This is a genomic window from Oceanobacter sp. ABM4_470 (assembly GCF_056158645.1).
Genome location: NZ_JBSWTR010000001.1, coordinates 246,211 through 258,427, shown reverse-complemented (window position 1 = coordinate 258,427; position 12,217 = coordinate 246,211). Strand labels below are relative to the sequence as shown.

General features: G+C 55.7%; 9 protein-coding genes. 7 read left to right on the top strand and 2 right to left on the bottom strand.

Translation table 11 applies throughout. The features are described from left to right. Window positions 1-223: 223 nt before the first annotated feature. The 5 genes from ACXADJ_RS01100 (at window position 224) to codA (ending at window position 7,477) form a co-directional block, all read left to right on the top strand. Window positions 224-739, top strand: a complete 516-nt coding sequence (locus ACXADJ_RS01100; RefSeq protein ID WP_475062114.1) for an SDR family NAD(P)-dependent oxidoreductase — start codon at window positions 224-226, stop codon at window positions 737-739. Between the two features lie 905 nt (window positions 740-1,644). Then, entirely contained in the window at window positions 1,645-2,907 is a 1,263-nt protein-coding gene (locus ACXADJ_RS01095; RefSeq protein ID WP_475062112.1) for an MFS transporter, read from the top strand. A gap of 792 nt (window positions 2,908-3,699) precedes the next feature. Further along, a complete protein-coding gene (gene codB / locus ACXADJ_RS01090; protein ID WP_475062110.1) occupies window positions 3,700-4,956 on the top strand; it encodes a cytosine permease in 1,257 nt (418 codons plus the stop codon). Beyond that, entirely contained in the window at window positions 4,956-6,203 is a 1,248-nt protein-coding gene (locus tag ACXADJ_RS01085; RefSeq protein ID WP_475062108.1) for a PucR family transcriptional regulator, read from the top strand. Before codB ends, ACXADJ_RS01085 begins: the two co-directional genes overlap by 1 nt. Next, window positions 6,200-7,477: a cytosine deaminase gene (gene codA / locus ACXADJ_RS01080; RefSeq protein ID WP_475062106.1), complete on the top strand. Its 1,278-nt coding sequence runs from the start codon at window positions 6,200-6,202 to the stop codon at window positions 7,475-7,477. Before ACXADJ_RS01085 ends, codA begins: the two co-directional genes overlap by 4 nt. A gap of 97 nt (window positions 7,478-7,574) precedes the next feature. On the opposite strand, the gene ACXADJ_RS01075 is transcribed toward codA, so the two are convergent. Both ACXADJ_RS01075 and ACXADJ_RS01070 read right to left on the bottom strand, forming a co-directional pair. Then, window positions 7,575-8,072, bottom strand: coding sequence for an Lrp/AsnC family transcriptional regulator (locus tag ACXADJ_RS01075; protein WP_281168052.1), 498 nt, complete (start codon window positions 8,070-8,072; stop codon window positions 7,575-7,577). Window positions 8,073-8,096: 24 nt separating this feature from the next. After that, window positions 8,097-9,572: an aminotransferase family protein gene (locus ACXADJ_RS01070; RefSeq protein WP_475062101.1), complete on the bottom strand. Its 1,476-nt coding sequence runs from the start codon at window positions 9,570-9,572 to the stop codon at window positions 8,097-8,099. A gap of 302 nt (window positions 9,573-9,874) precedes the next feature. On the opposite strand from ACXADJ_RS01070, the gene ACXADJ_RS01065 reads away from it, so the two are divergent. Next, window positions 9,875-11,152, top strand: a complete 1,278-nt coding sequence (locus ACXADJ_RS01065; RefSeq protein ID WP_475062099.1) for a hydrolase — start codon at window positions 9,875-9,877, stop codon at window positions 11,150-11,152. Then, a complete protein-coding gene (locus tag ACXADJ_RS01060) occupies window positions 11,146-12,207 on the top strand; it encodes an arginine N-succinyltransferase (RefSeq protein WP_475062097.1) in 1,062 nt (353 codons plus the stop codon). Before ACXADJ_RS01065 ends, ACXADJ_RS01060 begins: the two co-directional genes overlap by 7 nt. Window positions 12,208-12,217: the final 10 nt, after the last annotated feature.

Sequence of the window (12,217 nt, the reverse complement as noted above, 5' to 3'; positions counted from 1 at the left end):
TTCGCTCTACCTCCTGCATCCATGCAGTCGTGCGCGAGTGTTGCCGTTGTTCAGTGCAAGGCGACGAATGCAGTGGAATGACGTACCTGTCCGGCCGAGTCTTTCCAAGTTAGTCAACACAGTACTGGGCGGCGACAACCCGCGCCCTGCGGGGGCTGCCGGATGATCTCGACTCTGTGTCGCCGACTTTTGACTTGACCCGTCAGGCCTGCAAGTCGGCTTCGTGATTCGAAACCATCCGATCAACAGCTGGAATCAGGTCATCAATGTGAACCTGAACGGCGTGTTTTACTGCCAGCGGGCGCAACTGCAAGCCATGGTCAAACAAGGCTCAGGCAGCATCATCAACATGGCCTCGGTGCTTGGTCAGGTGGGCATCGCCCAATCCTCCGCCTATGTCGCGGCCAAACACGGCGTGGTCGGCAAACATGCCCTTAACCGCCTGGGTGAACCACAGGAAATCAGTGGCCTGGCTGGCCAGCGACGCCGCCTCCTTCGTTACCGGCACCTACTACGCCGCCGACGGTGGCTTTCTGGCGCAGTAATAAAAGCAGTAGACGCAACACTAAAACTGCTGAAAGTACGTTTGAAACACCCGCAGTTGCGGGTGTTTTTGTGTCAATATCAACACTATTTGATTAGCATAGATATGATCTTTTTAATGTTTACATTTTCCACCCATTATGTTTTCAACACCAGGCGCAGACACCACTGGCGAGTTTATTTAAAACGTACGTAATGGTGAAATCAAAGGTCAATATATAATATACCAAGTAACTTCACTAATAACCTGAGCATTAAAACCCATAACTGGGAATAATATCAGACTGGTTTCATCGCCCTTTAACAACAAGCCGAGGGCTAGAGAAAGCATGTCTGAACGCTACCCAAAGCGCGATGACAGCCCACAACAGAAAGAGCCACACAGGTAATGACAAGGAGTATGCAACGAAACCACCAAGACACCATAAAGCCATAAACCTGAGCTGAAATAGAACCATATCCAAGCTATAAAGGTATATTTCAGACTTGCATTCACTACACGTCAAAGGGGAGAATCTACACGAGTTAAAACATTGAATTTTAGATAGCACACGTTTACCGCAGGCGGGACACGTTAATTTCTTCATTCCAATACTTTTTAGCCTCAGTACTACACCATGTCATATCAGACTATAACCACACCAGGCGTTCTTTACGAGATGAGTAACCAGCCCTGTTTCTTATTCGGCCTCTCATCAGACCGTCCCAAAAACTGTGCCGAAACCGTCCCACCACCACAACCCATTGTTGCTCAAAAACTCCCCGTATTTGTGCAAAAACCGTTTTGAGCTTCTGATCATAAATGATAAGAAAGCGGCTCTTACCGACTCCTGAGCATTCCGTGTTCAAAAGCTTGTTCCTGAGCCCAAGACATCACCATCCAATCCCGGCTGGCTTGCTTCAAGCATGCCCAGACCTGCCCGATTGATGTGTCATTCAGCCGTCGACAAGTAACCACTGTCTTTGTCATTTTGCTATTCAGGTAACCAAGGAGATCATGAACGCTCCCTGCTTGCGCGCGCGTCTGCTGGCTGTTTTGCCACAGTTGCCTGCGGTCACTCACTCGTCTGCTGATCACTCATTCAAACCGGAGGGCTTGCCATGCTTCCTCTGGTAATGCCCATTTCATCCTTGCTGGTTGGTGTTGCCCTGCTGCTGTTTGGCAGCGGTTTGCTGAATACCCTGCTGTCATTGCGAGGGGGCCTCGAGGGCTACAACAACAGCCTGATTGGCTACATCACTTCCGGCTATTTCCTTGGCTACTTTATTGGCTCGTTTTTGGGGTTGGCGCTGTTACGACGCATCGGCCACATTCGCACCTTTGCTTTTTGTTCGGCGGTGGCAGCCATTACCGTGTTGTTGCACGTGTTGTGGGTGAACCCGTACGTGTGGATTGTGCTGCGCATTCTAAATGGCGCGGCCATTGTGATTTTGTACACCACCATCGAAAGCTGGCTGAACGACCAAACCCCCGCTGCCAAACGCGGCCAGGTGTTTGCCGTCTACATTGGGGTTACCCTGGTGGCACTGGCAGCAGCCCAGCAGTTGTTGGTGCTGGATAGCCCACAAAACTTCACCCTGTTTGCCATCGCCGCCATGCTGATCTGCCTGAGTCTGATGCCGGTTACCTGGACCCGTTTACCACAGCCTAAATTACAGTCCAGCCTGCGCCGCTATTCTTCTCGCAAGCTTATGCGTATTGCGCCGGTCGCGGCGATGGGTGGCATGTTGTCGGGTCTGGTGATGGGCAGTTTCTGGGGCCTGATGCCCGCCTATGGCCAGCAAAACGGCTTCGACAGCCATCAGGTTGCCAGTCTGATGTCGGCAGCCATTATTGGTGGCTTGCTGTTTCAGTACCCTATTGGGCGCTTGTCGGACAGTCGTGACCGCCGTTTGATTCTGGCCAGTATCTCTGCGCTGGGGGCTGTCATTACCTTGCTGACCTGGCTACTTCCGCTGCCGTATTGGCTGGTACTGGGCAATGTTGCCATCTGGGGCGGCGTGGCGTTTTCACTTTATCCTCTGGCGGTGGCGCATCTGGTGGATAACGTCGACAGCGATGACATTCTGCCCGCCGGTAGCGCCATTTTGCTGGTGTACGGGGTTGGTGCAGCCATTGGCCCAGCGCTGAGTGGTGAAATCATGCAGGCATTTAATGCCTCGGCATTGATGCTGCTGTTCGCCGTTGCTCACAGCAGCTTTGCGGCTTATGCCTTCTACCGCTTACGTAACCCGATTGCTGCGGTCGAGCCGGAATCTCCGGCGGCGTTTGTGCCGATGCTGCGTACCTCACCTGCGGTGCTGGAAATGCACCCGGATGAGTCGCTGCCGGTCAGTGATGATATGAAGGGGACATCTATTTAATCCTGCACGGCTCTGCGCGAGTGTTGCCGTTGTTCAGTGCAAGGCGACGAATGCAGCGAAATGACGAACCTGTCCGGTCGAATCTTTTCAAGTTCGTCAACACAGCACTGGGCGGCGGCAACCCGCGCCCTGCGGGGGCTGCCAGATGATCTCGACTCTGTGTCGCCGACTTTTGACTTGACCCGTCAGGCCTACAAGTCGGCTTCGTGATTCGAAACCATCCGGCAGCCCAGAGTGAGCACCGGATTAAATAGATGTCCCCTGAAGGCTACAAGCGCGAGTGAAAAGTCAGACCCGGCTTCTGAAGAGCTCGGCCGTGAAGAAGCACCCCGTAAAGACGTAGCAGAATCAGACCCTGAGTCTGAACCCGAGTCAGTCGCCACCACCAGCTCCCTGGCCCAAGGTGCACAACCCTGTGCTCACCCCAGTGCTAATGATGAAAAAGCAACATCCATGACGGTTCAGGCGGGTTAAGCCTAATAGTTGCAGCAGCAGTTGCCGTCACAGCACCTGCTTGCTGCATTTGGAACGCCCATTCGTACCACCATGGTGCATCCTGTGTTCGCATTCCCCTCACCTTGGTCCACACACCTGCCCCATATTCTCCCCATATTCGCCCAAGGTCGACAGGTGTCCGCCATGTGTCTTGTGCACTATGCACAAAATAACGACTAACTGTCTGGCAGTTCTCACATCTGTCAGCAGCCTGATCGTCTGACTCTGAATCTGGTACAGGCCTTGCTCTGTAGGGGTTTCCCAGCCAAAACGATCATGGAATCTATGGAGCCCACTATGAACACGTCCGATTACCCGCTCAGCGAAGTGCCCAAAACGGATCGCCGGGGGCTGCTTTCCAGCGCCGCCGTGCTGTTGGGCTTTACCTTCTTCACCGCCACCATGTGGGCCGGTGGCACACTGGGCAGCGCCTTCTCTTTCAGCGAACTGCTGTTGGTAATTCTGGTAGGCAACCTGCTACTTGGCAGCTACGCCTCGGCACTGGCTTACATTGCCTGCAAAAGCGGTCTGAACTCGGTGCTGATGGGACGTTTTTGCTTCGGCGAGAAAGGCAGCAAGCTGTCGGACTTTGTTCTCGGTTTTACCCAAATAGGCTGGTACGCCTGGGGCACAGCTACCATTGCCATTGTGCTGGTTAAGACCACCGGACTACCGTCGGCTCTGGAAATCCCGCTGATGGTGCTGTTCGGGTTTGGTTTCTGCCTCACCGCCATGATTGGTTACAAGGGCCTCGACTGGCTCTCGCGTTTTGCTGTACCGGCCATGATGGTGTTTATTCTGGTCAGCCTCTACGCCGGTCTGATCGATGTTGGCGGCTTCGCTGGTTTAACCTCGCAAACCCCGACCGACAGCATGAGTTTTGCGGCGGCCATTACCGTGGTTATCGGCACCTTCGTCAGCGGCGGCACCCAGGCAACCAACTGGAGCCGGTTTGCCAAAACCCCACGGATTGCAGTGATTGCCACCATGGCGGCCTTTTTCATTGGCAACGGCCTGATGGTACTGACCGGTGCCATGGGCACGCTGATTTATCAGCAGGCCGATATTGTCGATGTGATGATCGCCCAGGGCTTTGTGGTTCTGGCTGTGCTGATGCTGTTTCTGAACATCTGGACCACCCAGGACAACACCATTTACAACTTCGCCGTAGCCGGTTGTAACCTGCTGCGCACCGAAAAGCGCAAGCTGGTCACCATCGCCGGTGCCGCCATTGGCACGGTGCTGGCAATTGGCGGCATGTACAACTTGCTGATTCCGTTTCTGGTGATGCTGGGCACCTTTATTCCACCCATTGGCGGCGTGATCATGGCCGATTTCTGGCTGCGTCATAAGGGCAGCTACCCGACATTGGCCAACGCCCAACTGCCCGACTTCAACTGGTTTGGCCTGGCCTCCTACGCCACTGGCTCTGCCGCTGCCTATTTCTCTCCGGTACTGCCGCCAGTCATTGGCGTGGTGGTGGCAGCGCTTTGCTACGGCGCGCTGCTGAAGCTGCCGCAGAACAGCATTGAAGCGGACGTTGCGGAGGGTTAATGAGCATCAGCTGTGCCGATATTCCACACCTGCCCGGCCTTGGCACTATTCGCCTGAGAGCCGGGTTTCAGGGGGCCAACCGCATTGTGCGCTGGCCCTACATTGCTGAAAACGAAAGCATTACGCCATGGGTCAGCGGTGGCGAACTGGTGTTTGTTACCGGGATCAATTTGCCCCGCAACGAAGACGATTTGTGCCGACTGGTAGAAGAAGGCCACCAGCAGCACATTGCTGGTATCGTGGTACTTACCGGCGAGCAATACATCCGGGAAATTCCCACCAGCGTGCTGGAGCTGGCCAACCGGTTGCAGTTTCCGCTGTTTGAGCAGCCCTACGAACTGAAAATGGTGCTGGTGACCGAAACCATCAGCAACGCCATTGTGCAAGACAACCTGATGGGCCAGTCGGTGAAGCTGTTTCTCAGCAAGCTGATCAACGGCTTTGCAGAAACCCCCGAGCTGATTCACTTGCGCGCCCGGCAGCTTGGTCTGAGTGACCAACGTCCCTACGCCGTGCTAGCAGTGCGTATGGTGATGCCAGCAAGCAATCACCCGGATGAGCAAGCCTTGCTGCTGCAACAACGCCATCATCTGGAGCAGCAACTGACCGACCTGATAAAGCGCCGTCATATCGACTGGCCGGTGCTGGTGCATGAACAGGATCTGCTGACGCTCTGGCCCAGTGATGACCACCGCAGTGCCACCCTTTACGAAGAAATCAGCGACGCGTTTTTGCGCCTGCAACAGCACTCCAATATCTCGCTGTATGCCGGTGTCAGTGATCTACAAGACGCACTGGGGCAGTTGTCGGTGGCGGTCGAACAAGCCCGCCAGTCGGTGCAATTCGCCCTGCAACACCAGCATCAACGGCTGTTTTTCTACGACCAGCTTGGCATCGCCCGATTGTTTGCCGCCATTCCCCAGCGCCAGATGCTGAGCGAGTTCTGCCAGCAACAGCTCGGTGCCCTGTGCTTTTGCCGCGACCAGCAATCACTGCAATTAAAAGAAACCTTGACCCAGTACCTCAACCTGTTTGGCAACCAGCAGCAGGCAGCCGAGGCATTGGGCATTCATCGCAACACCCTGGTGTACCGCCTGAAACGCATCGAAGCCGACACCGGGCTCAGCCTCAAGGACCCGTTCACACGGCTGAACCTGCAAAACGCCCTGCTGATCGAACAAATATTGTTTCAGCACCACAGCATCGATCACCAGACACCTCATTCGACCGGAACCCCAACACCATGAAGATCATCAATGCGCGCCTTCGCAAACAGCCGGACCTGTACACACTGGAAGTTGAAGACGGGCTGTTCAGCGCCATCCGTGCTCAGCAGGGCTATATCGACAGTGCTTCCGTACACAACCCGGCCGACGACCTGATCGACGACATGATTAACGCCGACGGCAAGCTGCTGTGTGCGCCCTTTGTAGAGCCTCACATCCATCTGGATGCCGCGCTAACCGCAGGGGAGCCGAACTGGAACCAGAGCGGTACGCTGTTCGAGGGCATTGAACGCTGGAGCGAGCGCAAGCCGATGCTGAACGAACAGGATATTCGTCAGCGGGTACTGAAAACCGTCGAGCTATTGGTTGCCAACGGCGTCCAGCACATTCGTACCCACGCCGACACCTCCGACCCAACGCTGGTCGGCCTGAAAACCCTGTGTGACCTGCGTGATGAACTAAAAGACCGCATCGATATTCAGGTGGTGGCATTTCCGCAGGACGGCCTGTTGTCGTTTCCCAATGGCTTGCAGCTGATGGAACAGGCGCTCGAATACGGCGCTGACGTGGTCGGCGGTATTCCCCACTTTGAATACACCCGCGAGCTGGGTGAGCAGTCGATGAAAACCGTAATTGAGCTGGCGCTGCGCTACGACCGCCTGGTGGATGTGCATTGCGATGAAATTGACGACCCCAACTCGCGCTTTCTGGAAGTATTGGCCTGCGAAGCCCTGTTCAAGGAACTGGGGCCACGGGTAACGGCCAGCCATACCACCGCCATGCATTCCTACGACAACGCCTACTGCTCCAAGCTGTTCCGCTTGCTGAAGCAGTCGGGCATCAACTTTGTCAGCTGCCCCACCGAAAGCATTCATTTGCAGGGCCGCTTCGACAGCTACCCCAAACGCCGAGGACTAACACGCGTTAAAGAACTCAACGAAGCCGGTATTAACGTTTGCTTTGCCGAAGATTCAATCTTCGATCCCTGGTATTCGCTGGGCAACGGCAAACTGTTGCGCAGCCTCGATTTTGGCCTGCACATCTGCCAGATGATGGGCTACAAGGATTTTCAGAGTGCCCTTGATTTAATCACCGACAACGGCGCCAGAACCCTCAACATTACCGATGGCTACGGCATTGAAACCGGCAAGCCAGCGAGTTTTATTTTGCTGGAAGGCGAGGATGACTACAGTGTGCTGCGTAATCAGGGCGAGGTACTGCTGTCGGTTCGACAAGGGGAAATTCTGATGCAACGGCAACCGGCCCGCGTGGTGTTTAACAGGTTGGCGCACTGATTGGCTGAGAGACTGAAAGGGTGATTGCTTAACCAAAAAAGCCGAAGCTTATGCTTCGGCTTTTGTCTTTTCTGGTGTTTGAAAGCCTGAAAACCGCTCAAAGCCCTCGGGGATTCATCAACTCATCCACCGGATAGCCTTTGAATTTCTTGCTTTCTTTCAGAATCACATGGGTATTGATGTTGCTGATTTCCGGACACATCTGGATCAGCGAGTTACTCAGCTCCATGTAACGCGTCATGTGCGAACAAATAAACCGCACAATAAAGTCACAGCCGCCGCTCACCGTCCAGGCTTCCATCACTTCCGGAATTGCTTCGATGCGCTGTTCCAGAAAGCGGAAAGTGTCTGGCGCATGGCTGCCTAATGAAATGGTAGCAATGCACTGCACCGGCTGGCACAAACGGTCGATATTGATCATGCCAATAAAGCCGTCAATCCAGCCGTCCTGAATCAGCTTTTGCAGTCGCTGGTGACAGGCACTGGGCGACAGGTTGACCTTGGCAGCCAACTCCTTGTTGGTAATACGTCCGTCATCCTGCAAGGCTTGCAGCATGCGTAAATCCAGTCTGTCCAGTTCACTTGCCCGTCTCACCGGCAACCTCGCTTTGGTTAAATGTTATTCAAGAACCTGCTGAATGGCAGCGACCAGCGCATCCACCAGCTGGTCAATTTCGGCCTTGGTGATCACCAACGGCGGCGAAATCGCCAACGCGCCCACGCTTGGCAGCGGACGCACAATAACACCCTGCTTACGTACCACCTGACTCACTTTCAGTGGCCATTTATCGGCCGGGTTCGGCAGGGTTTTGCTGGTTTTATCGGCCACCAGCTGCACCCCGGCCAACAAGCCGCGACCACGAATTTCGCCAACGTTAGCCAGCGTCAGAACGCGCTCACGCAGCTGTTGGTGCAAGTAAGCACCGTGTTCCGCCGCTTGCTCTACCAGCCCTTCGCGCTCAATCAACTGCAAGTTGGCCAGTGCCACCGCAGCCCCCACCGGATGACCGGAATAGGTGTAGCCGTGAGAGAACGCGCCATAAACGTCGGAACCCTGCTTCAACACCTGCCATACCGCATTCGATACAAACGCGGCAGACATTGGGAAGTAGCCACTGGTCAGGCCTTTGGCGGAGCTCATCATGTCTGGCTCGAACCCCAACTGGGTGGAACCAAACCAGCTGCCCAAACGGCCATAACCGCACACCACCTCGTCTGCCACCAACAGGATGTCGTTCTGGCTCAGCAAGGCTTTCAAAGCCGGATAATATCCGGCTGGTGGCTCAATAATACCACCGGCAGCATGAATCGGTTCGGCAAAGAAAGCGGCGATGTTATCGGCACCGTGCTCGTCAATCAGGCTTTCAACGGCCTTGATCAGGCGCTGGCAAAATTCTGCTTCGGACTCATCAGGCAGGGCACGAGTGTAATAGTGAGGGCACTCTGTACGCAAAACAAAATCCTGCGGCAGAGGGTAACCTTTATGAAAACCACCCAATCCGGTCAAACTGGCGGTGCTGATGGACGTGCCGTGGTAGGCCTGCTCGCGAGCAATCACCTTGATTTTGTTCGGCTTGCCGCGCAGCGCATGGTAATGCCAGGCGATTTTAATCAGGGTGTCGTTGGCGTCACTGCCGCCAGAACCGAAGAACACCCGGCCGTCCCGCAAGGAAGGCGGCGCAATCGACAGCAGTTTGTCCGCCAGCGCCACCTGCCATGGGTTCGAGGCGTTGCTGAAGGTGTGGTAATAAGCCAGCTGATCGGCCGCTTGCTTCATCGCCTCGGTGAGTTCCTCGCGGCCATAACCGGCATTCACACACCACAAACCACCCACCGCATCCAGCAGCGCCGTGGTTTCGCCTCCGGCTCCGGCTTCCAGCCGTGCTTCAAACACCGTAGAGCCCTTGCCACCCACCATCATGCTGGGGCCATTGGCCTCAAGTGCCGTAATGGACGACGCCGGGTGCAGCATCACATCGTGGTCCTGTGCCGCCAGCGCAGCGGTATCAAAAGCGCCAGCCTCAATGCTCTTGGCGGCTGGGGACGCAGTTGCAGCGGCCGTTTCGGTTTGGCCTGATGGGGAATGGTTGCTCATACGGATACTCTCCTCCTGCCCGGCGATTCCAGCGCCGGACATCTCGGTCTTTGTGTCCTTTCAGTGTATGAATAACCGAAAAAATTTAATCCGGTTGTTTTGCAAAACCCTGATATTTTGTTCGTTCACAAAACTTCAAAAACCGCATCAAACCCCATAAATAAGGGCTTTAAAGGCATTTCAGAACCACCAAAAACCTTTCAGAACTTTATTCGGCTTTTAAGCCACAACTACGCATCACATTCGTTCGGCACTGAACCAAACTGAGATCAACTGAATCGGGAACACGTGTCATCGAAGCCATGAAGCAACCGTCAACATCCCTTACATCACCAGCACGCTCAGCCGCCCATACAAGCCTGATGAGCCAACTGGAAGCCCGCGCCGAACAGATGGTTCAGCAGACCATTGAACTGTGCGACATCAACTCCGGCAGCTACAACCTGACCGGTATTCGGCAGGTACAGGCCCACTTCAAGGCGCTGTTCGCTCCGCTGGCGGACGACTACCGCGAGATTGAGCTGGGCCCGCTGGAGCGCGTCACCGATAACGCCGAAGTCAGCCAGTTGCCATTGGCTCCTATGCAAGTATTCCAAAGCCGACCGCAAGCACCTTTGCAGTTGCTGTTCACCGGCCACAGCGACACCGTGTTTCCCAAAGACTGCAATTTCCAGCAGTGCTGGACTGACGGCAACCTGCTGCGCGGCCCCGGCACCGCCGATATGAAAGGCGGGCTGGTACTGGTCTCCGAAGTGCTGAGCTGGCTTAACCACTCTGAACTGAAAGACGAGGTTGGCTTTACCGTAGCGATTTCTCCGGATGAAGAAATCGGCTCACCCTGCTCCGGCCCGGTGCTGGCGCAGCTGGCCAAACACACGCTCGACAACAGCCAGTTCGCCATTGGCATGACCTACGAACCGGCGCTGGAAGACGGCACCCTGGCCGGGGCTCGCAAAGGCAGTGGTAACTTCTCGATCACAGCCAAAGGCAAAAGCACCCACGCCGGACGCGCGTTTTTTGAAGGCCGCAATGCCGTCGCCGCCATCGCCCGGGTTGCCCACGAGCTGGCGCAACTGAGCGACGAAGCCGCGGGCCTGAGCGTCAACATTGGCCAGATTCTCGGTGGCGGTGCGGTGAATATCGTCCCCGACACCTGTGTATGCCGCTTTAATGTACGGGTGAAAGAACCCGAACAGCAGCAGTATCTGCTCGATCAGGCCGAGCAAATTTTACAGCAAGCAAGCGCAGATACCGGCGTGGAATTGCAGCTGCACGGCCACTTCAACCGACCGCCAAAGCCAATGACCGAACGCCAGCTGGCGCTGTTCAACCTGCTGAAGCAGTGCGGCACCCAACTGGGACTGGACATTCAATGGCGCGCCACCGGTGGCTGCTGTGAGGGCAATAATCTGGCAGCGGCTGGTTTGATCAACATCGATACCCTTGGCGTACGCGGTGCCAACATTCATACCGACCAGGAATTTGCCTGCCTCGACAGCTTTACTGAACGAACTGCTCTGTCGATTGTGCTGATTCAAACACTTCATCAACATCTGAAAGAGGGCCAACTGCCATGTTGATCATTCGCCCTATGCAACCCGGCGATCTCGATGACCTGATGGCATTGGCCAAAGCCGCCGGTCAGGGCATGACCTCCTTGCCGGAAGACCCGGAAGCCCTACTGGCACGCATCAACCGCTCCTGCGAAAGCTTTGAACGCAGCCAGCGTCACCACGACGACTTCTTCTTTCTAGCGATGGAAGACACTGCCAAACAGAAAGTCGTCGGCTGTGCCGGTGTCTATGCCATGACCGGCGCACGGCAGGCGTTTTACGCCTACCGCATGATGACCACCACGCACTTTTCGCATTCGCTCAATCGTCAGGTGCGTAGCGACATGCTGCACCTCACCAACGATTACACCGATTGCTCCGAAGTGGGGTCACTGTTCCTCGACCCGGCCTATCGCGGCAACGGCCACTGGCTGGCACGCTCGCGCTATTTATTGATGGGACTGTTTCCGGATCGCTTTGCCGAATCCGTGATTGCCGAGATGCGCGGCTGGACCGACGAGGACGGCAACAGCCCGTTCTGGAACGCCATTGGCATGCACTTTTTTGAAATGGAATTCGACGAAGCCGATACCCTCTGCGGCGTTGGTTCCAACCAGTTCATCACCGAACTGATGCCGAAATACCCCATTTACACCAACCTGCTGCCGGAAGATGCCCGCGCCGTGATCGGCCGCCCAGCCGACGCCGGACGCCGCGCTACCCGACTGTTGGAAGAAGAAGGCTTCCGCTACGAAAAAGTGGTCGACATCTTCGATGCCGGCCCGCTGTTGCGCGCCGACCTCAACCACATCGAAACCGTCAAAGCCATCCGTGAGCACAAGGCTCTGGCAGCAGAGTCGTTGAATGATCCAGCCCCGTCGACCCAGGTGATTGCCGCCAATCCGCACTGGAACAACTTCCGGGTGATCTGCACCGAAGCCAACGAAAGCGGCTCCGCCACCACCGCCCACGGTCTGGAACTGACGGGCCCCGCGCTGGATGCCCTGCAAATGCGTTCTGGCGACCGTGTGGCCTGGGTGCCAGCCCGACTGACCAGCAACGTCATCAAGTCACCAGTGTGAGGAAACCACT